The sequence below is a fragment of the Sandaracinus amylolyticus genome (assembly GCF_000737325.1).
GTDB lineage: Bacteria > Myxococcota_A > Polyangia > Polyangiales > Sandaracinaceae > Sandaracinus > Sandaracinus amylolyticus.
This window is the reverse complement of record NZ_CP011125.1, coordinates 635,537-655,578: the sequence shown is the minus strand read 5'-3', so window position 1 is coordinate 655,578 and position 20,042 is coordinate 635,537. Positions and strand designations below refer to the sequence as shown.

General features: G+C 67.2%; 16 protein-coding genes, 1 tRNA gene and 1 pseudogene. 8 read left to right on the top strand and 10 right to left on the bottom strand.

Annotated features, from left to right (window positions below; genetic code table 11):
- Positions 1-471: 471 nt before the first annotated feature.
- From DB32_RS46295 to DB32_RS44000, 5 genes are all read right to left on the bottom strand, one after another.
- Positions 472-1,755, bottom strand: coding sequence for a GP88 family protein (locus tag DB32_RS46295; protein ID WP_157068640.1), 1,284 nt, complete (start codon positions 1,753-1,755; stop codon positions 472-474).
- 60 nt (positions 1,756-1,815) lie between these two features.
- Positions 1,816-2,169 (bottom strand): hypothetical protein, encoded by a 354-nt coding sequence (locus DB32_RS02615; protein ID WP_157068639.1) that lies wholly within the window; start codon positions 2,167-2,169, stop codon positions 1,816-1,818.
- A 34-nt stretch (positions 2,170-2,203) separates the two neighbouring features.
- Positions 2,204-3,112 carry a ParB/RepB/Spo0J family partition protein gene (locus DB32_RS02610; protein ID WP_053230828.1) on the bottom strand — a complete coding sequence of 303 codons (909 nt, stop codon included), beginning with the start codon at positions 3,110-3,112 and terminating at the stop codon, positions 2,204-2,206.
- Between the two features lie 218 nt (positions 3,113-3,330).
- Positions 3,331-3,681, bottom strand: a complete 351-nt coding sequence (locus DB32_RS02605; protein ID WP_053230826.1) for a hypothetical protein — start codon at positions 3,679-3,681, stop codon at positions 3,331-3,333.
- Between the two features lie 775 nt (positions 3,682-4,456).
- Positions 4,457-6,460 carry an Hsp70 family protein gene (locus tag DB32_RS44000; RefSeq protein WP_075097431.1) on the bottom strand — a complete coding sequence of 668 codons (2,004 nt, stop codon included), beginning with the start codon at positions 6,458-6,460 and terminating at the stop codon, positions 4,457-4,459.
- Between the two features lie 263 nt (positions 6,461-6,723).
- Between DB32_RS44000 and DB32_RS02600 the strand changes: the two genes are divergently transcribed.
- Positions 6,724-6,981 (top strand): hypothetical protein, encoded by a 258-nt coding sequence (locus DB32_RS02600; protein WP_157068637.1) that lies wholly within the window; start codon positions 6,724-6,726, stop codon positions 6,979-6,981.
- 211 nt (positions 6,982-7,192) lie between these two features.
- On the opposite strand, the gene DB32_RS46290 is transcribed toward DB32_RS02600, so the two are convergent.
- From DB32_RS46290 to DB32_RS43995, 4 genes are all read right to left on the bottom strand, one after another.
- Positions 7,193-7,900, bottom strand: a complete 708-nt coding sequence (locus DB32_RS46290) for a hypothetical protein (protein ID WP_157068636.1) — start codon at positions 7,898-7,900, stop codon at positions 7,193-7,195.
- Between the two features lie 145 nt (positions 7,901-8,045).
- Positions 8,046-8,717, bottom strand: coding sequence for a hypothetical protein (locus tag DB32_RS02590; protein WP_053230822.1), 672 nt, complete (start codon positions 8,715-8,717; stop codon positions 8,046-8,048).
- A gap of 248 nt (positions 8,718-8,965) precedes the next feature.
- Positions 8,966-10,531, bottom strand: a complete 1,566-nt coding sequence (locus tag DB32_RS02585; protein ID WP_053230821.1) for a hypothetical protein — start codon at positions 10,529-10,531, stop codon at positions 8,966-8,968.
- 152 nt (positions 10,532-10,683) lie between these two features.
- Positions 10,684-12,270, bottom strand: coding sequence for an FAD-binding protein (locus DB32_RS43995; protein ID WP_169791307.1), 1,587 nt, complete (start codon positions 12,268-12,270; stop codon positions 10,684-10,686).
- 496 nt (positions 12,271-12,766) lie between these two features.
- Here DB32_RS43995 and DB32_RS02575 point away from each other — a divergent pair, with 496 nt between their 5' ends.
- The 3 genes and pseudogenes from DB32_RS02575 to DB32_RS50205 form a co-directional block, all read left to right on the top strand.
- A complete protein-coding gene (locus DB32_RS02575; protein WP_157068634.1) occupies positions 12,767-12,952 on the top strand; it encodes a hypothetical protein in 186 nt (61 codons plus the stop codon).
- Positions 12,953-13,359: 407 nt separating this feature from the next.
- Positions 13,360-13,713, top strand: coding sequence for a hypothetical protein (locus DB32_RS02570; protein ID WP_053230818.1), 354 nt, complete (start codon positions 13,360-13,362; stop codon positions 13,711-13,713).
- A gap of 70 nt (positions 13,714-13,783) precedes the next feature.
- Positions 13,784-14,899 (top strand): annotated as a pseudogene (locus DB32_RS50205) (tyrosine-type recombinase/integrase); the annotation flags it as partial.
- A 241-nt stretch (positions 14,900-15,140) separates the two neighbouring features.
- Here the strand turns inward: DB32_RS50205 and DB32_RS02560 are convergent.
- Positions 15,141-15,213, bottom strand: a tRNA-Phe gene (locus DB32_RS02560).
- Between the two features lie 108 nt (positions 15,214-15,321).
- Here DB32_RS02560 and DB32_RS02555 point away from each other — a divergent pair.
- The 4 genes from DB32_RS02555 to DB32_RS02540 are packed head-to-tail and all read left to right on the top strand — an operon-like array spanning position 15,322 to position 20,032.
- Complete coding sequence (locus DB32_RS02555) at positions 15,322-16,311, top strand: SseB family protein (RefSeq protein ID WP_053230816.1); 990 nt, start codon at positions 15,322-15,324, stop codon at positions 16,309-16,311.
- A 48-nt stretch (positions 16,312-16,359) separates the two neighbouring features.
- On the top strand, positions 16,360-17,703 hold the full coding sequence (locus tag DB32_RS02550; RefSeq protein ID WP_053230815.1) for an aspartate aminotransferase family protein: 1,344 nt from the start codon (positions 16,360-16,362) through the stop codon (positions 17,701-17,703).
- The gene (locus DB32_RS02545; RefSeq protein ID WP_053230814.1) at positions 17,700-18,761 is read left to right on the top strand and encodes a LuxE/PaaK family acyltransferase; all 1,062 of its coding nucleotides are present in this window, start codon (positions 17,700-17,702) and stop codon (positions 18,759-18,761) included. The genes DB32_RS02550 and DB32_RS02545 overlap by 4 nt, the downstream gene beginning before the upstream one ends.
- Positions 18,758-20,032, top strand: coding sequence for an acyl-CoA reductase (locus DB32_RS02540; RefSeq protein WP_053230813.1), 1,275 nt, complete (start codon positions 18,758-18,760; stop codon positions 20,030-20,032). Before DB32_RS02545 ends, DB32_RS02540 begins: the two co-directional genes overlap by 4 nt.
- Positions 20,033-20,042: the final 10 nt, after the last annotated feature.

Here is a 20,042-nt window from a genome sequence, read left to right as displayed (position 1 = left end):
GGCGCGACGCCCCCGCGCACGCGGGCGCCGGAACGGGCGCCACCGTGCCGAGGGCCGGGTGCGAGCACACGCCACCGTCGGGCTCGTACGAGTAGGGCCGCGGGCACGCGTACGGCAGCCGCATGCCCCGCTCCGCCCCCTTCGCGGACGCGCGAGCGCACGTGAACTCGCGCCGATGTTCCCTTGAACGAGTGTCGACGGCGCTCGGCGACGTGTGCCGGAAGTTCTGCGGCCGCGAGATCACGATTTTTGCGAAAGTCGAGTGCGCACCCGAGCTCACGTCCGCGCGAGCGTGTTCCACGATGTCGACGGCGCGACGAACGCACACCATCTTCGCGCGGCCGCTCGCGCTGACGCGCGCCTGCTCCGAGAACCCGCTCGGGCACGACGTCGGACGTCGCCACAGCGGCTGCGTCACGCACCGACGTGTCGACGGCCGTGCAGCTTGCTTCCTGTTCATGGGTCTCCCGGTCAGTGCAGCGTGTAGTTGATCGCCAGCCCGCCGGGTCCGCCTTCCGGGCTCCGCGTGCCGTAAGTCCAGCACGCGCGACATCCGACACGTCCATCCGGCGCTCGCGCCTCGCGACAGCTCGCGAGCTCGTTCTCCGGGTCGTACGCCTGACAATCCCAATCGTACGGCGGCCGCCTCCCGTCAGGCGCACTGACGCGCGGTCCCGCAGGCTTCAGCGCGTCCTTGTACGTCGTCGCGCCCGCGGCCCAACCCACGCCGAGCGCGCGCGGATCGGGTGCCGGCTCGTTGATGTGAAACGCGCTCGGGCGGATCACGAGGTTCGAATGCTCGGCCGGGCCGTTCACCACATTCACCGCTTCGCGCAGCGTCTCGTTGACCCACACGCGCGACGGCGCCCAGAAGCTCACGTCTGGATTCAAATTGGCGACCGTCTTCCAGACCGCCAAATAGACCGGGGTGAAGAAGTCACCGCTGTCGTGCAGTCGGAAGTAGCGCCGACAATCGCGCTCTCCTCGACGTCGGTGAGAGCGCTCCGCGTCATCTGAGGCGCCGCGGCGCCCGTTGAGGTAGTAGTTCGCATTCTTGACGGCGTAGTCGAACAGCGCGGTGAGATCGCCTTGGCTCGTTCTCGAGGTGAGCATCTCGCTGACGAACGCGAGCCGCACGAGTTGGGCGTACTGCACCGTCGCGGTGGAATACTGGCCGCCTTCCGCGTAGCAGTGTTGGCAGATCGCCTGAGCAAGGTGAACAGGCGCGCCGATCTGCTCCGTGACTTTCCGAGCCGCTCGACGAAGCGTTGCGAGCGGCACCACGGATTGACCGGCGTTGGCGCCCGGACAGGTGCCGCCCATCGTGGTCGCCCCGGCAGGGAGACTGAACGACGGCGTGCCCATCTTGCTAGTCCACGACAGCAGCTGAAACCGTCGCAAGCTCACCTGATGAGGCGGCGGGTTCCACGCCGGCACGCTCGGCAAGGGATGCTCGAGCTCGAGCCACACTTGCCGACCATCGAGCACCGGTGTGATTTGATTCCCGACGAGCGCGCGCTGGAGTACCGCGCGAACCCACGCCATCTGCTCGAGCTGGGCGTGGGACTTCTGCAGTGCCTCACTCGCGACGCGAAGCGTGTCCGAGTCGTCGGCTCCCGCGCTTCCGAGCTCGGGCGCGCGTGCGGGCCGCCGTCGCGAGGCGCCGACGAGCTCCGCCCGCGTGAGGGACGCGAGGGCCCGGTCGAGCTCCGTCAGGGCCGACTGTCGTTCGAGCTTGATCGTGACTGCAGCCATTTCCCACCCGAATGCCGTGCACGTGCCTCGACGAGCCGCACACGTCGCCCGCTGCGCGCATCAGGGATCATTTGCAACAATCTCGGCATCGATGAAGTCGACCGGCACGCGCGAGTCAACACGCTCGTCTTGCGACATCGCTGTCTTGACCAGATCGATGACTCCAAGCGACGTCCGGAAGAACCCCGACCAGTCGAACACAGGAAGGTTCACCTTCGGCTTGGCACGTAGAAGCGCAAGCTCGCGCTCGAGCGACACCATCGCCTCCGTCAAGCGGTCGAGAGCCCGTCTCAGCTCGAGCTGTCTGGCCCTCTTGATCCGCTCACTGGCCTCGTCGGCGTATGCGTTGCGGAGAAAGTGGTGCGCGCGCACCACAGCGCGTGCGGCGCGAACCACTTGCTTCAGCGCATGCATCTGCCGACTCCGCCCGTCTGCGTGCGACTCCTTTTCATCTCGGGCTCTCACTCCCCCCACCTCGCGGCTCATCGCTGCGCTTGCGCCCCCGACCTCGTTCAAGAGCCGTTCTGACGGCATTGGCCATTCCGCGGATTCGCGAGCTCGGAACGAATCCGTGGCACCAGCGCACTCCGAGCCAGAAGTCCTCGCTCACGTGTCCGAGTCCGAACGCGGACGGATTGCTCAGGAACCGTTGAACAACGCGTCGAGGCGGAGGAGGCTCGCGGACTGACCTGCCATCGCTCTCGGTCGTGCAGAGTCGATTGCGTACCGCCAGCGCGGCGGCGACCGTCCGATTCTCACTCCGCAGGAGCTCCTCGAGCGCAGCGACTTGGAGCTCCGCCGGCAGGACGACGAGCTTCAGCGCGGCAGTCATCGTCACCGCCTCGTCCGCGACGGCCTCGCGCACCTGAGAGTGGAGCTCGAGGAGGCTGAGATAGTTCCGAACCATCGGAACACCGACGTTAAGATAGCCTGCGATCTCGCTGAGGGACTTTCCGCTCGCGTGGAGCTCCCGTGCCGCTTCGGCCGTCTGGATCGGGTGCTCCGGTTTCGCGCCTCGATTCGCGAGGCGCGACAGGCCAAAGAGGTGCGCGTCGTCGCCGTCCTCCGTAATCGCCCGCACCGTCCGGGGATCTCCTCCGCCACGCTCGCGCTGGGCACGGTTCACCTCGCGCGCGTGGAGCACGCGCCGCCGGCCGTCGACGACCTCGAACACTGCCCCGGCTCGGCGCACGAAGATCGGCTTCAGCACGCCGTACATCTCGATCGAGTGCAGCATGTCGTCATCGAGCGGAAGGAAGACACGCTCGTCGAAGAGCGTGTGCTCCCCTTTCTTGTGTGCCGTATCGACGCCGATGACCACGACCTCCTCGGGCGCCAGGCGCAGCATCGCTTCCATGTCTTCAAGCCTCCGGCGAACAACTCCCTCTCGAACGTCAGAAAGAACGGCATGCACGCTCGACATCGCAGATGTTGGTCTGCGGGAGCACGCAGCGACTCGGCGCGCGAGTGGCCGTCAGGACGGCGCGGGCAGCGCCGCCAGAAACCGTTCGTCCGAGCGAACCTCGCGAGCTATACGGTCTGCGCCAATCTCAAGTCGCGCAGAACGAAGACCGGCTAGGCTATCATTTCGACGGCCTCCTCCTGCTCGAGCTCTCGCAACTCGATCCAGGCCGGCGCAAGCGACAGAAGACCGTGCTTCACGCTCTCGCACAGAAGTCGATCACCGAAGCGCGCGCGCACGAGGAATCGCGTGCCGCTCGGGATAGTGGAATCGTCGATCGTATGCAGAACTCGGCCGGTCGCGACCATCGTCCCGACGAGTGCGTCCAGCCGGGTTGCGAGCTCGACGTTCGCACGCTCCCAGCTCTGCTCCGACTCCCACTGATTGCGCTCGTCAGCTGAGAGCGTCAGCCCGAGCCGCGCGCGCGATCTCCATTCTTCACCATAGCTGACCGATTCAGTCATGGGTTCATCTCCACGAGAGCTTCGAACTCTCACAGAAACCGTTTCGCCCCGAGGCCATCAACCGCGCTTCAGGATGCTCGGATTCCAACCAGAGAGCCCGTCTGGTGCGTGCTCGTTCGCCACGCCGATTGCCGAGAACCCGGGTTCCCGGCAGGCGCGAGGCTGCGGTATTACCAGCGAGTTACCATCAAACTGGCAATCGCCCGAGCATCACCTCTGGACGACCCACTCAGCCGCTATGGTCGCCCGAGGCTGTCTGCGCCAATGTCCTCGCATCTGGCGGGAGTTGTCGCGCTTGGCGCGCATGAGTGTCGATCAGCAGCCGCGTACTCGGGGTGCAGCCGAGCCCGGCGGCGATGCGACTCCCCGCGGTCGTTGCGGGTCCCGCGCCGGTCCCCACCCGTGAGTGGTCGGCATGCGGACGCAATTTTCTGTTGCGAATGGCTCGCAGCGTGTGTTGCTCGTCGGTATCGTGAACCTCACGCTAGCGGGCCGCGAGCGGAGCCCTGCCGCGCGCTCGATCATGGAGGCATCGGACGACGCCCCGCGAAGCGGCGCGATCCCGGCGCCGTCGAGCCAGCCGCGGAGCGCGCGCACCGGGCACAGCTCGAGCTCGCTCGGAGTTGCTTCGAGCACAGCACACGTCGCTGCGCGCTTCTTGGTCGCCTTGCTCCGCAACAACGCGAGTTCGACGCCAGCAGCGGCCCACTTCAGGTCATGAGCTTCATCGTTGAGCGACGAGTCTCGTCAGCGCGCGACATCCGCGGCCGCCGTCTCACCGGCGGTCGCGCTCAAGCTCATCGAGCACCTGGCGGAGGAGTTCGGCACGAGACGCCGTCGGCGCGCGGTGGGACGCTCGGCGTAGAAGACGCTCGAAGGCGCGATCGTCGGCGGATAGGAGTGAACGAATCCGGTTCTCGATAGTCTCGGATTCGTTCTGCATGTGGGTAGTTCCTGAGTCCGGCGTGCGTTGCTCGGGGGGAGTGGGAAGCGCAGGCGCTTGGAACGCGGCCCGTCCGAGTGCTCGCGCGACCATCCTCCGCGCAGCGAACCACGCCGTGCGCCACCACGCGGTCGGCGCTGCTTTGACGGCGCGACGCTCTTCGCCGCCGGGGTGATGGTGAGGCGAAATGCTGTTCAGCTTCGCCCCGTGCAGGGCGATTCGTGGTACGTCCGTATCCAGCGTGGGAGGCACAACTCCTCCCAATCGCGCAGCGATGCGTCGCGCATCGTGTTGCGACATGAGCGCGTGCGGTCGGACAGGCACTTCGGCCCGCACTCCGCTATCGAGAGCGAGCACTATCACCGTCAGTATGTTGTTCGCATCGAGATCGAGCGTGACTGACACGTCGCATCGCGGCGTGATCTCGATACGACTGCGGCATACCTCGACGTTTTTGCGTGTCGATGTCGACTCGCCCTCAACGACCTGCAGCGCGATGGTCTGCTCGGACGCGGCCGGCCGAATTTCCGTCGACGCACGCGTTGGAATCGTTGCGTCCTTTCCGATCAGAACGCGGGTCGCTCCACCGGCTGTCCCGATGCCAAGCGAGTGTCGAGTCGAGTCCAATAGCGTCAGGTCGGCCGTGTCGCCCGACAGAATGGCGCCCTGTAGCGCAGCTCCCTGCACTACCGCGGTCTGACCGATATCGCGCTCAAGCGTTCTGATGCGGACCCCCAACCGATTTCCGAGCTCTTCGGCGAGGTCGGTGCATGCCGTCCATCGGCCGGCGATGACCACCGTCCCTGGATCGTCCCCTTGCCTTGCTGCCGTCAGCGCCTCGACCAGCGTGGACGCCTCTCGATCGATTCGAGGTCGCAGACAATCGATCGGAAGCACTCTACTCCCGCCCTCGTGGATGACCTTGCCCATGTCGATACACGCACCGCCCTCTGCGACTACCGCGTCGAGTTGGGCAAGTGCCTGAAGCAGCAACCGCAGCCGGGCGCTCCCATCGGCTTCGCAATCCAAACCGTACCGCGCTTTCGTGAGGCGCTTGGATTGCGCGCAGAGATCACGAACGAGCGCGAGATCGCTGAACGACGAGGTCAGAAAAGCGGACCATGACACTTGCACGACGCCCTGGGCCCCAAACGCTACGCAGACCTCACAGCCCAAACCTCCCGCCAGCACTACTGCCGTGCTGACCTCCTTGCGTGCACGCGCGAGGAGGCTCAGCGAGGCCGCGCTCGATGCCGGCATTAGACGTCGCGGGCGCAGACCAGCGAGCATCGCCGCATGCTCGATCGCGGCAAGCTGGAATCGCCGAAAGCTCGCCGGGACTGCGACAACCACATCGAGAATTGGCTCACCAAACTTCACCTGAGCCGCTTCTCGAATCTCGGCGAACTGGTACGCGATCGCCTCGACGAAGGATGTTGGGGTTCCGTGGACGTCGAAAGCTGCGCGCACGCGCGGCGATTCCTGATCGGTAGGAGCTGCGAGCGCATCGCGGTATGGATGACTCCGATCTCCTGGCAGTCGTTCCCGAGAATCGTTAACGGCGACGAGCCTCACCGGAAGACATTCGACCCACTCAGGCACTGAATCGACGCGAACGCCGAGGAGCTCGGATGCACCGACGATGGTCGTGCTGTAGTTTTCCGATGCCTGAGCAACGGCCTCCGTGCCTGTGCGCACACCGTCGTCAGCGAAACTGACGACAGCCGGAAACGCGGATGATCCACTCTTGCTGAGCACAGGATGGAATCGACCACGTTCGAACAGGCCGGCACGATTTTCCGTGGTACCGATCTCGATTCCGAGGAATCTCTTCATCGGCCCTCAAGCATACCGCATTTTGATGTTTCAGCCGAGCAACAAGCGCGTATCGGCGATCTACGTGACGTGCTCGGGGACCGGTCGTCGCGGTGAGCCGGGACAACAAGACGATGCGCACGCTACGCACGCGGTGCTCGGGCGTAGACCTCGTGGGCGATCCGAACGGCGATTCGTGATCGATGTCCGGGAGCGAGCGCCGCGTCACGGCAGAGCGGCGCGATGGAGAACGAGCCCTCGTCGGGAGACTCCACCTGTCGGGCGTGGCTGTCCTCGACACCAACCGTCTTACCACGGTGGATGCGCTCTACCGTGTGGCGCGCGACGGCGGCCGTGAGGAGCTCCTGGCACGAGCCGAGGAGCCCGCGCAGCTCGGCGTCATCGATGGCGAGGTGGTGTTCATCGCTGGCAGCGAATTCGCGCCGAACAACACCGCTGCGTCGAGCGCCTTCCGATGCGGAACATCGCGGCGCCCGCCGTCCAACCCGGGTGCGTTCGCCTCGCCACGCTCGGCGTGCTGACCCTCGACGACGAGCACGTGCTGCGCTCCACCGATCTCGAGACCGGAGCGACAGCGCGCTCGTCGAGATGCGCCCGCCCGCGACGGCGACCGTTCCTCAAAGGCGATCCGATGCACGTCCATTTCAGCGGTGCCCCGGAAACGGTCCATCGCGTTTCCGAACGGACAGTTGCCGCTCCAGGCGACTGCGAGCAGCGGTCACATCGCGCCCTCTACAGGCCGTCCGTCGCGGCCTCGGTTTCTGCAGCCGTTTCAGTGGATTCGATTTCACTACTTCGTTCTTCTGCCAGTATCTCGTCGAGATAGAGCAGCGCACGTGTGCTCCGCCCGTCACGATCCTGAATTCTGCGCCGCTCCGCCAACGCGCGTACGAACGTGATGTCGGAAGCGCTCCGCTCTCTGATTTCTCGCTCGATATGTTGAAAATCGGCGAGCTCGCGCGGAATCGACGTGGCCGCGGTCTCGCGATGACAGAACACCTGATCGCAAACGTCGAGCGCGCCTCCGCCCAGTTGGGCCGTCTGGTCGATGCGCGTAGCAGACCGCATACGAAAGACAGAGCGGTAGAGCCAGTCGTAGATGCGCATTGCTGCACCTACGGCTAGCGGGTGGGGGCGCGTACACTGGCTCTCGCGCAAACCGATCGCGTGCTCATGGTGGTAGGTCCGAGTCCGGCGGTGCACCGCGATCGTGTCGAGACGATAGTGGCATCCCCAATCGGACTCCTCGAGGTGCATTGCCGGCCAGCTTGAATTCCACCTGACCTCGCCTGCGTAGCGACCATCCGCGCCGACGCGAGCATAGTCGATCAACTCGTATCCACCGGGCACTCGGCGGTAAAACCCGACGACGCTGTTGACGCGGAGAGGACGGCCAGTGTCCTGTTCGGTGAGGCGGCCCGTCACCTCGACGGTGAACATTGCGGGATGGAGAGCCGTTTCGGGTCCGGGCTGAGGACCCGTTTCGGGCTGAGATCGGGCAACGCCGGCAGCTCCGACGCAAGCCCCCGCCAAGAGCACCACACTCCAGGCTCGTGCTCGTGCGAAAGGCCTCATGGCTAATCGATCAGGAATCCGCGAGCGTGAGTGTACACTGAGGGCTAAAGCCCGGCACGATCCGCTGATCGCCCGTACACTGCACCGGCAAGCGGATCGACGCTCTGCAACTCGGGCTTCCGCTAAAGCGCAGCCGGAGTTGCATCACATGTGGATCGATCATCTCCGTATCCTCGCGGTCGAGGTGCGGAGAGTCGTCCACCGTTGCGCACTCCGCCGTCACAACGGTCTCGCGTTCGATATCGAACCAGCATCCGTCGTCGAAATGAAGCTGTACGCATGCTACGGGACGGCCCGTCGCCTCAAACGGCAAGGTCGCGACCAGCCCTTCTCTGTCGTCCAATCGGACTGCATCCCACGACACGACGTCCGGGCCTGGCACGGTGGCCATCTGTACGGCGGCCGCGATTGAGGAGAGCCCGAGCACGAGCAGAATAGCGAGAATCGCAAGCAGCAGGCGGAAGCGCGTCTCGCCGCTCAGTCCGTCGAGGACCGTCTTCGTCAACATCAAGCTGACCGCGAGCAGGAAAACGGCGATCACCCCGAATGCGATAGCGCCTGGAACGTATTGCGGGGCGACATTCCCGGCGTAGCTCGCGAACCCCAGAAAGATCACGCACGCGACCTGGATCGGCCTGCGGAGGTTTGGAATCGCCTCCAGGAGCGCCTTCAGCTTGTCCATCTGGAGTCCTCTGAGTAACGGGGTTGACCGGAGCAGTAGTCCCAATCGCGGTGCTCAGTCCACCGCAAACATGCGCGCATCTCACGACTGCGGCGCTCTAAGAGAGCGTGATATCCGCGAAATGAGAATGCTGCGATGGGCTGTCGCGGCAAGCGGGAAGTGCGTACCCACCGACAGGACTCGACTGTGGCCTGCGCGCGGCGATGACCGTCCTCCACGAGAGCCTCGCCGATGACCACAACTGACGTTTAGCGTTTCGATCGTGCGCGGACCGCAGCTGCGCCGATCGCCGCGAGGACCGAGAGCAAGATCCCGGCGAGGAGCGTCGTCGGGGGTCCCTCGTGCGCGCCAGCCCTGGCCTCGGCCACGGGTTGAGGCGGCTCGTGCGCACTCGTCTCTGGCACGTGTTGCGCGACCGCAGTCGCATCCCAATTGTCCGCGCGTCGAGCGCGCCATGGATCTTCGTCTCCGCGCCCGATGCGTGCGAGTTCCTCGTCGACGCGGCTCGTGGATGCCAGAGGTGCCGAGGCGAACGTTAGAGGCGCCGACGGCGGCGGTGCGGGCGACGTGGCGCGACACGCAGGGTCCGACGAGTGCTGGTTGCAGTAGTTTCGGATACCGACCGCGAGCTGGAGCGAATAGTCGAGGTGCCGTCGTGAGGGCTCAATCGCGACCGGCACGAATCCCGGGGGGACGTCACCAAAGAACTCGGCGAATTGCTCGATCGGATACGCGCCCACGCTGCCGACGCCGGGTGGGACGGTCGGTAGCACTCGGCGCGCGCCGGCCAGCGACCAATCCACGGTCGCTGCTCGCGCGTGACACGACAGACACGACGAGATCGGGTTGTCCACTGGACCGTTCGCTCGGCCACCGAGGCCGAAGTGTAGGACGAACGCAGCGCGCGGATCGCTTTCTGGCTCAAGCAGGTCGGCATTCACCCACCCATGCGTCAGGTCCGGGTTAACGAATGCCCCATCATCGCGCAGGCGCGATGTCACCTCGCTCTCGTTGTCCCACGCGACCGCCACGGGAACGAGGCGATCCCAGATCCGAGGCGCCGGCTGTGCGCCGTCGTATATGAACGTACCGAAGACCCAACCGGTGTCGGTCGCGCGGTCGTCGGCAACCGCCACGTCGACCTGCAGCAGCCTCATCGTGCGCATCTGCCGCGGCACCTCCGGAGCTGTGCACGGGTTCCTGCCGGCGTCCGGGTACACGTGAGCCTCGATTTCTATGGAACCTTCCAGATAAGGCACTTGAGCGGGCGTGGCCGTCGTGAAGAGGAACTTGATCGCGGTCGCGCCAGTTGGGAAGTCCGCGTGCTGCGGTGCGGGCGGCCCGTTCGGGTCCGACCACACACGCCCGATGGTGTACCCGCCGCGTTCATCGTAGAGGCTGACCGCCCAGTTCTCGAGGAAACCGTCCTGCTGTGGATGGACGGATCGCGGGCCGCTCGCCAGTTCGCGTGTGAGACCGTGCGAGAACTCGCGACCGTTGCAGCCGCTCGTCATCCACGGCGCATGAAACCAACCGGGGCGAGCTACGAGGCCGTTGTTGTCGACAGTGCCTTCCAACGCGAAGTCGAGCACTGCACGCAAATACGCGGCCGGCTGGGAACGAAAATCGATGGCGTCCCACGGGCGCGGGCTCTGAGGAGGAGCGGTGTCCGGGTAGTCCTGCTGCAGCTCAAATACTTGCCCCGTGTACCCGGGCGGCGGGCCGCGAGAGGACTCGAACGACGGAAAACCCTGTGCCGAGGCGACCGACGAGGTCGAGCCGAGCACGAAGAGCGCAAAGAAGCAGGTTCTCATGGCGCATCGTCCACGCATCGCGTCACTTCGGTGAGTTTCCCCGCTCGAGACACGCGCTCGACAGATTGTCGCTCGCTCCGCGTGCCGGCGCGAAGGACCTCGCAGCAATGTATGCGAATGCAGGAGGAAGCACAGCCGAGTCGAACAAACAATCATACGAAACCGAGCCGCCTCACGAACGCATTCTCAAATACGGCGCCGTCATCGCCAAGAAACTCCCTACGCGCCTTCTTCCACTCAACGAGCGACTGTCCGTACACCGCCGCCAGAGCAGCAGAGTTGCGCGACACATTCGACTTCATATCCGTCATCTTCCCCCAGTGAAACGTGAACGCGATATGTTCACGACGGAGACTTGAGAGATAGAGCTGCGAGAATTCCCACGAATCCTCATTGTCTAGTCCATCGAATCCGATAACGGCCGTAATCGGAGCGAATCTATTGATCGCCAGGTGGGCAGGCGAGCTCTTGACGAAGCGCAGTTCGCCAGCGCCAGGAAACCTCTCGCGAGCCACGGCGTCATGAGCCAAGGCAAGCGCGCGCTCGGTGTTAGCAAGCGCCACTCCCACACCGAAACTGTGCACCGGCAGCGGCTGCTCCGGCTTCCCGAACACCTTCGAACGAAACCCCCACGCATTGAGATCGGGCATCTCGTCGAACTTCTCCGAGACCTTACCTTCGTAGGCGTTGTCGAAGTGAGGAGCAAGTCTCCACAGCAGCCTGGCCATTTCCAAACCGTGCTCATCGAACACTTGCGGCCATTCAAAGTCGCTCGGGGGCGAAAACCCAGGCCGCTGGTACATCAGAACGACCCGATACTCATTCCGATTGTACGGATTCACGAGGACTTGGCAGTGATGCGGAGCGTCACTGGCACGATCCGGCGCTAACGCGGGATCGAGATCAGAGAAATCGCCATCCGTCCGAATGATCTGAATGAGCCTGCCGAGCTTGTTGGCTGGGAGGCGTCGTCGAATTACGTTCAGCGCGTAGCGCTCATCAGCTTCCAGCACGACACCAACGACGATCCCTAAGCTTCCGAAGCTGACCGACAGCGCGTCGAAGAGGTGCGAATCAACCCGAATCGTGGGGTCGCTCAACAGCGGACCGAACTCGTTCCTGAGCGCGCTCGGAAAGCTCGCTTCGTCGCGACAAACAAGCACGTGTTGTTGCGGGGTTACGACGTGGTACGCACGAACGGAATCGTGCACAGCACCGAAGCGGTAGGCCGACCCATGCACTCCTGTGCCGATGGCGCCCGCGATCGTCTGTCCATCGCTTGACCCCGATGTCTTCAGACTCAAGCCAACAGATTCGAACTGTTTGTTGATGTCCCGCAGAGTCACTCCGGCCGTAACGTAACAGAGCGTCGGATTCACTCCGGAACGACGGATCAGCTTGAAATTTCGTCGGGTATTAATCAGCACACTCTTGCGATCATTCAGCGTACGCCCCGGCGCGATCACGTCCGAGAACGACCAGGCACTGCCCATCGCGCGGACTGTCCAGCTGTTCGCCCTCGCCCACGCGCAGAGTTCTTGAAGTTTCCGCGCCGTTTCGCCCACGTCCTGCACGGCGTTCGGCCTGGGGATCGAGAGCATCGCACCGTAAGAGAATCGCATGGGCGATGGTGGGCGACCGTACGCGATGCTGTTGTTGTGATAGTTGCCCTTCGCCCTTCGCGGCTCTTCGATATCGAACCCGAGTTGCTGCGCCAACTGTTGGATCGTTACGCCCACGTTCTCCCTCCCGCCTATTTGCCGCATGGGAGCACAACGCAAGTGCGATAACACGTCAAGAGGGCGATCGGTGGTCCCACTAACGCTCGAACGGCGCGATCACCCGATCGGGTGACAGGACTTTCCCTCTAACGCTCGCCCAAACCGGCTCGCTGCTTCAGCGCGCTAGTCGTGCATGCGAGTGACGTGTCCGCAGAATGGACCTATCGGACGCTCATCACCCGCGAGGGTGATTGCCTTCCAGGTCATTTATTCTCTGATGCTCGCTTCCGTGCGCTCACGCCGCTCGGAAGCACGCGGCGCCCCGCGATGAGCGATTAACTCGCGGTCGAAGCTCGAGCGCGGCAGTTGGCGGTAGATCACGAGCATGCGATCTTCGGCGGAAGCAACGGGACGCTCCACCTTGAGGCGCCGTGGGCGCGCGAGATCGCGGTCGCGCTCCCGCCCGGTCCCGCATCGTCATCAGCCGTAGACGCGGTACGTAGGAGTGCAGCCATTGCGATTGATCGTGCTCGCCGGCGGCGAGGAGACGCCGGCGAGCCAGTCGACGCCGCACGGCGCGCCGGAGCGCGAGCTGCCGCGCGCGCCCGATCCGCCCGAGGACCTCAAGGTCGCGGCGCCGGTGACCGAGACCAGCGGCGTGACCATCCCGATCGATGCGCGACGTCTCAACGCTGCTTGAGAGCACCTCGGGCGAGGAGCGCCACGACACGGCGCGACGAAATCCGGGAAGGCGCGCTCCGATGCGCCGCCCCCCGTAACGGCGCTGGTTGCGCTCGACCTGGGCGAGCGATGTCGCGATCGGCGCGACGCGGTGCGCGAGATCGAGTGCGTCGACGACGCGCGCGCGACCGGCGCTGAAGCGCCACCACCGGGGACCGGCGCGGCTGCGTTCGGGTTCTGGGACACGCAGGACTGCCATCGAGGTCTGCGGCGCGATCCGAGCGTCCACCGAAGACGGAAGTGTCTACGGCGCGATCTCGGGTCGCGTGTGAGGGCCGAAACTCCTCCCTGCGGATTGGCATTTCTGTACGCGAGCTCGGAAAATCATTTATCGACCATCGCTGGAGCAAGGAGACGACGACGGACATGAAACCGGCGGCGAATGTCCATGACGCCGTGATGAGCGCGCCAGACGGGTTGGAGTTGCGGGTCGTGCTGCCCACCGGGGCGCTTCCCGCGGCCCGCCCCGACTACTACTCACAGCGAAACTGTCATCTGCTGGGGATCACCGGACGACAGTTCCTCGAGCTGCTCCGCCGCCCCGACGCTCCGCCCGTGGCGCCCATCGGAAAGCTACGACTCGTCCGGCGAGAGGCCTTGCTGGCGTTCATCGATCGGATGGCGCGTCACCGCGACGGGATCGAACGGTCGGTCGACGGAGCGGACGAGGTGCTTCGCGAGATCGGTTGCGCCTCTGTCCGGCGCGCGCGATCGAGGTGAATGCGGTCGCACGCGAACGCGTCACAGCCGTTCGCAACGGGACGTTGCGGGCGACCGACGAGGACGATCGATGGCTCGTAGACCGACAGGCTCGGTTCGTTTCCGTGATGGGCGCTGGCGGGCGCGGGTCACGCTGGGAGAGAAGCGCCCCGAGCTCATCCTTGCGACCTGCAAGCCGGACGACGACGCGAAGGCCCGCGAGCGTTCGAGTCTCCTCGCAGACCTCGCGACGCGTCTCACGGCAGCAGGTCGCGCCGACGTGGCGATGCCGCTTCTCGAGCGCGCGGCGACTCGCGAGGGGAAGGCGCTCCAAGACGTAGTCGAGGCAGCGAACCGTCTGTGCTCGGGCGATGCGGCCCCGGTCTCGACGTTCGTGACCTACCGCGAGTTCGGCGAGCAATGGACGAGCGGAAAGCTCGCGAAGCGGTACCCCGACCACGTACCGCAGAAGGACCACAAGCACGATTCCGCGCGGCTCACGACGTACGTCTACCCGCTCGTCGGCTCTGTGCCGCTACGCGAGTTCACCCTCGAGCACGCCGACATGGTGATGAGCGCCCTGCCCGACGCGCTCTCGCGCGCGACCCGGCGCCACGTCGCACAAGTCATGAGCCGCGTGCTTACGCTCGCTGCGTTCCCCGGTCGCATCATTCCCGCGAACCCGCTTCCGAAGGGGTACCTGCCGAAGATCGGCCCGCGGAAGGCGATGACGTTCCTCTACCCGGACGAGGACTCCAGGCTGCTCGGGGCGACGCATATCGACCTGGCGCATCGGCTGCTCTACGGCTTCCTCGACCGAGAGGGAACGCGCCGCTCCGAGGCAACCGGGCTCACGTGGCGCGATCTCGATCTCGAACGCGGCGCCATCCGCCTCGACCACAACAAGACCGACGATGCGCGCGCCTGGGCGCTCGACCGCGGCGTCACCCGCGCTCTGGCGGCGTACAAGGTCCTGCGCGGCAACCCCGAGCCTCATGAGCGTGTGTTCCTCAACGTCGGGGACGGAGAGGAGATCGACGAAGGTGACGGGCGCATCGTGGAGCGCTTCCGCGAGCATCTCCGCAGCGCCGGTGTCGTTCGCCCTGAGCTGTTCGAGCGCTCCGACGTCCGGCAGCCGATCCGGCTACACGACCTTCGCGCCACGTTCGTCACCGTGAGCCTCGCCAACGGCAAGAGCGAGACCTGGGTTGCCGACCGCACCGGTCACAAGTCGAGCGTGATGATCAACCACTACCGGCGAACCGCGCGGCAGTTCGCCGAGCTCGACCTCGGAGCGCTGCGACCGCTCGACGAAGCCATCCCGGAGCTCCGTCCACCCCCGGTCTCCCGCCTGGAGGGCGGAAACGGGACGGCAAGTGGGACGGGCTCGATGCCGACTCTGGCTGCGGTCCCCGCGATTCCTGAAGCGGCGCGGGTCGCTGATGAAGTGCCCAGGGACAGAATCGAACTGCCGACACGGGGATTTTCAATCCCCTGCTCTACCAACTGAGCTACCTGGGCGAAGGGACGCCGAAACTAGCCGAATCTCTTGGGCTGTCAAGCACGACCTCCGGGAACTTGCCGGGGCGATGCGGAGCCACGATACACTGCGATCGAAGGGCTTCCGTTTTGCGCGACGCACCCCACGACCGGCAGACCGCCGCGCTGTACCGGCTCCTCTCCGAAGCTGCGCACGGCGGACAGGCCAAGGTCGACGCGCTGCTCGCGCTGATGCAGCGCACGCTCTTCGTCGCGCCGTGGCCCGCCGGCACCGAAGGCTATCGAACGCTCGTCAACAGCCAGGGCATCGCCGCGCTGCCCGTGTTCACCGAGCGCGAGCAGCTCGAGGCCGCCGCGCGCCGCTACGGGTGGCTCGCCGCCGACGGCTCGGTGCCCGCCATCGAGATCGGCGCGCGACAGGCGTTCCACTACGCACGCGCGCAGACGCTCGCGTTCGTCGTCGTCGACATCGCGGCCGAGCACGGGCTCGAGGTCGCGCGCGAGGAGCTCGAGCCGCTGCTCTCCCCCGCCGCGCGTCGCGAGTCATCGGGCCCGTTCGCGGGCGCAGGGCGCATCTCGTCGACGCTGATGAGCAAGGTGCGGCCGCACACCCAGACGCCGACGCCCGGCTCGATCGAGTCGCCGATCCGCGCCGCGACGCCGCCGCCGGGATCGCTGCCCTCCGCGCGCTCCGCGACCGGCTCCTCGCCGGGCACGATCGCGCGTCCACCGACGCCCGCGAGCGGCTCGTCACCGGGCACGCTGCGCCGGCCTTCGGGCTCGTTGCTCGTCGCGCCGACCGAGCCCGGGACGGTGCTCGCGTCCGCGAAGCTCGGCGCTCCGGTCGCGCCGATCGACGAGGCACTGCTCGAGGCGCTCGAGCCGGTGCTGCGCGCGTTTCCCGAGGTCGAGTGGGCGTGCCTCGGTACGCTCGATCGCGATCCGGTGATCGGTCTGCGCGTCGACTCGCGGATGCGGCAGCGCGTCGAGGAGATCGCGTCGCACGTCGCGACCGCGGCCTCGCCCGCGACGTTGCCCGTCGTGCTGCTCGACGACCCGCAGGACATGCGCGCGGCGCGCGCCGACGCGCTCGTCTTCTATCCCTGGCGCCGTCGCTGAGGGCGCGGCTGGCCTGCTCGGCGGGCGCGCTCTACACACTCCGCCCTCGTGACGCGCCCCGATCTCGGCTCGCTCCTCCCCTCGATCCGCACGCCGCTGCCCGGCGCGCGCTCGGCTGCGCTCGTCGAGCGTCTCGCGTCGACCGAGTCGCCCGCGCTCACCGCGCGTCGCGCGCGCCGCGCCGAGACCTCGGGCGCGAGCTGGGATCCGATCGTGTGGTCCGCCGCGCGCGGCGCGAACGTGGTCGACGCCGACGACAACGTGTTCGTCGATCTCGCGTCGGGGTTCGGCGTCGCGGCGATCGGGCACGCGCACCCGCGCGTGGTGCGCGCGATCGAGGAGCAGACGCGCACGCTGATCCACGGCTTCGGCGACGTGCATCCGTCGACGACCAAGGTCGCGCTGCTCGAGCGGCTCGCCGCGCTCGCGCCGTTCCCCGACGCGCGCGTGATGCTCGGCGCACATGGTGCCGACGCGATCGAGGCTGCGCTGAAGACCGCGATGCTCGACACGCGACGCGCGGGTGTGCTCGCGTTCGAAGGCGGCTACCACGGGCTCTCGCACGGGCCGCTCGCGATCAGCGGATACCGCGCCGACTTCCGCGCGCCGTTCGCGGCGCAGCTCAATCCGCACGTGACGTTCGCGCCGTGGCCGCGCGAGATCGACTCGGTCGACGACGCGATCGCGGCGGTCGAGCGCGCGTGGGACGCGTCGCCCACGCCGATCGGCGCGCTCTTCGTCGAGCCGATCCAGGGGCGCGGTGGAGTGCGCATCGCGCCGTCCGGGTTCCTGCGCGCGCTCGGTGAGCTCGCGCGAGCGCGCGGTGCGCGGGTGATCGCCGACGAGATCCTGGTCGGGCTCTCGCGCTGCGGCGCGCGCTACGTGTCGGTCGAGGAAGGGCTCGCGCCCGACCTCGTGTGCATCGGCAAGGCGCTCGGCGGTGGGATGCCGCTCAGCGCGTGCCTCGGTCGCGCCGACGTGATGGCGAGCTGGGGCGATCCGAGCGGCGAGGCGATCCACACCGCGACGTTCTTCGGTCATCCGCTCGCGTGCGCCGCAGCGCTCGCCGCGCTCGACGTGATCGAAGGCGAGGACCTCGCGAGCGTCTCGCGCGCACGCGGCGCGCGCTGGCTCGACGCGCTGCGCGTGCTCGCCTCGAAGCACGCATGCGTGCGCGAGGTGCGAGGCCGCGGGATGCTGATCGGCATGGAGCTCGACACCGGCGCACGCACGCTCCGCGTCGTCCCCGCGCTGCTCGCGCGCGGATGGATCACGCTGCCCGCCGGCGCGCGCGCCGAGGTGCTGCAGATCCTCCCGCCGATCACGATCGACGACGCGCTGCTCGACGCGTTCGTCGCCGCGCTCGACGCGTCGCTCGCGGAGGTCGCATGACCGAGCGCGACGCGCTGCACGCGCGCATCGCCGCGTCGATCCAGGGCGCGATCACCGCCCCCGAGCGCGACGCGCTGCTCTTCGAGGTCGCGCGCTGGCAGGCCGCGCACAACCCGGTGTTCGCGCGCTTGTGCCGCGCCCGGAAGGTGTCGTTCGCGCTGCCGCTCGTGCCCGAGGCGTGGCCCGCGATCCCGACCGACGCGTTCCGCTATGCGCGCGTCGCGACGTGGGATGATCCCTCGCTCGACATCCGCACCTTCCGCACCTCGGGCACGACGAGCGGCGCGCGCGGCGCACATCCGTCGCGCGATCTCTCGCTGTACGATCTCGCGGCAGAGCGCGCGGCGCGCGACTTCCTGTTCGGACCGCGCCGGATGCGTCTCGCGATGCTCGCGCCGCACCCCGACGAAGCGCCGGACTCGTCGCTCTCGTACATGCTCGGGCGCTTCGTTTCTTGGTTCGCCGACCAAGTTACGTGGTGCTGGCGCGAGGGCACGCTCGATCTCGCGGCGCTGCGCGCCGCGCTCGACGCATCGGTGCGCGACGGAGCGCCGCTCGCGATCCTCGGCACGTCGTTCGCGATCGTGCACGCCGACGATGCGCTCGCGCCCGACGAGCGGTGGCGCCTGCCCCCGGGCAGCCTCGCGATGCCGACCGGCGGGTTCAAGGGACGCTCGCGCGAGGTCGATCCCGCGGAGATGCGCGCGCTGATCGCGTCACGCTTCGGCCTCGATCCGACGCGCGACGTGATCGGCGAGTACGGCATGACCGAGCTCTCGTCGCAGATGTACGAGCGCGAGGGCAGGCTCGACGTGCTCGCGTGGGTGCGCGCGACGCCCGTCGATCCCGACACGCTGCGTCCCGTTCGCGACGGAGAGATCGGCATCCTGCGCATCGACGATCTCGCGAACCTCGACACCGCGGTGTCGATCCAGACCGCCGATCTCGCGCGCGTGGGATCCGACGGACGCCTCACGTTGATCGGGCGCGCGCCCGGCGCGACGCCGCGCGGCTGCTCGCTGGCGATCGAAGAGGCGCTCGGAAGGAGCGGACGATGAGCGACGAGCGTCCGGGCGAGGTCCTCGCGATCGATCCCTCGGGCTCGATCGATCGTGTGATCGCGCGCGTGCGCGACGCCGGTACGGTGCTGCGCGCGACCTCGCACGAGCGTGTGATCCGCGCGATCGCGGGTGCGGCGGCGCGCCTCGGCGACCCGAGCTCGCGCGTCGGCGGCGAGGCACGTGCGGTGATCCCCGCGCGCTCCGGGCTCAGCGAGGAGAACGTCGAGCACGCGCTCTCGACGTCGCTCGAAGCGCTCCGCGAGGATCGGCTCAAGAGCGCGCTCACCGCGTTCGAGCGCGCCCACCACGGGCGCACGACGGCGCCGGTGTGCCTCGCGGGGATGGTGCTCGCGAGCAACGTGTTCAGCGCCGCGCTGCGCCCGCTCGCGTGGTCGCTGCTGCTGCGCGTGCCCGTCGTGGTGAAGCCGTCGAGCGGCGACGAAGGGCTCGCCGAGCTCTTCGCGGTCGCGCTCGCGGAGTGCGACGCCGAGCTCGCCGACGCGATCGCGCTCTTGCGCTTCGCGCGCAGCGACGCGGCGATGCTCTCCGCGATGGGGAGCCGCTGCGACGTCGTGCACGCGTGGGGCAGCGATCGCTCGGTCGCCGAGATCCGCGCGTCGCTGCCCGCGACGACGTCGTTCGTCGCGCACGGGCACGGGCTCGGCGCGGTGTTCGTGCCGAAGGGCGCGCTCTCGAGCGCGAGCGCGGTGGAGCACGTCGCCGACGAGATCGGAATCGACGTCGCGCTCTACGATCAGCGCGGGTGTCTGTCGCCGCACTTCGTGCTGGTGGAGCGCGGCGGGAACGTGCCCGCAATCGAGCTCGCGCGCGTGCTCTCGGAGCGCGCGCTCGCGAGCCAGGCGCGCGAGATGCCGCGCGGCGCGCTGCCGGTCTCGATGGGCGCGATGCAGGTGCAGTGGCGAGGCGTGGGCGCGACGCGCGGCGAGCTCTTCGAGGGCGACGGCTGGGCCGTGACGTACGAAGCGGACGCGCCGCTGCGCCTCTCGCCGGGCTGGCGCAACGTCGCGGTGCACGACGTCGCGGACGTGCGCGAGCTCGGCGCGCGCCTCGAGCCGTTCGGCGTGCACCTGAAGGCGCTCGGGGTCGCGGGCGAGGTCTACGTGCGATGGAACGTCGCGCGCGCGCTGCCCGCGCCGCTCGCGCCGCGCGTCAGCGAGGTCGGCGCGATGCAGACGCCGGGCTTGCTCGCCGCGACCGACGGCGAGCCGCCGTGGTCGGGCTTCGTGCGCCTCGTCGACGTGGACTAGCTGACGTGGA

What these genes read in the sequence shown, in the direction of transcription:
- DB32_RS02590 (WP_053230822.1), bottom strand. Translation starts at nt 8,717, where the DNA reads ATGGACAAGCTGAAGGCGCTCCTGGAGGCGATTCCAAACCTCCGCAGG.
- DB32_RS44000 (WP_075097431.1), bottom strand. Translation starts at nt 6,460, where the DNA reads ATGAAGAGATTCCTCGGAATCGAGATCGGTACCACGGAAAATCGTGCC.
- DB32_RS02585 (WP_053230821.1), bottom strand. Translation starts at nt 10,531, where the DNA reads ATGAGAACCTGCTTCTTTGCGCTCTTCGTGCTCGGCTCGACCTCGTCG.
- DB32_RS02615 (WP_157068639.1), bottom strand. Translation starts at nt 2,169, where the DNA reads ATGCATGCGCTGAAGCAAGTGGTTCGCGCCGCACGCGCTGTGGTGCGC.
- DB32_RS02570 (WP_053230818.1), top strand. Translation starts at nt 13,360, where the DNA reads ATGAAACCGGCGGCGAATGTCCATGACGCCGTGATGAGCGCGCCAGAC.
- DB32_RS02605 (WP_053230826.1), bottom strand. Translation starts at nt 3,681, where the DNA reads ATGACTGAATCGGTCAGCTATGGTGAAGAATGGAGATCGCGCGCGCGG.
- DB32_RS46295 (WP_157068640.1), bottom strand. Translation starts at nt 1,755, where the DNA reads ATGGCTGCAGTCACGATCAAGCTCGAACGACAGTCGGCCCTGACGGAG.
- DB32_RS02610 (WP_053230828.1), bottom strand. Translation starts at nt 3,112, where the DNA reads ATGGAAGCGATGCTGCGCCTGGCGCCCGAGGAGGTCGTGGTCATCGGC.
- DB32_RS46290 (WP_157068636.1), bottom strand. Translation starts at nt 7,900, where the DNA reads ATGTTCACCGTCGAGGTGACGGGCCGCCTCACCGAACAGGACACTGGC.
- DB32_RS02545 (WP_053230814.1), top strand. Translation starts at nt 17,700, where the DNA reads ATGACCGAGCGCGACGCGCTGCACGCGCGCATCGCCGCGTCGATCCAG.
- DB32_RS02540 (WP_053230813.1), top strand. Translation starts at nt 18,758, where the DNA reads ATGAGCGACGAGCGTCCGGGCGAGGTCCTCGCGATCGATCCCTCGGGC.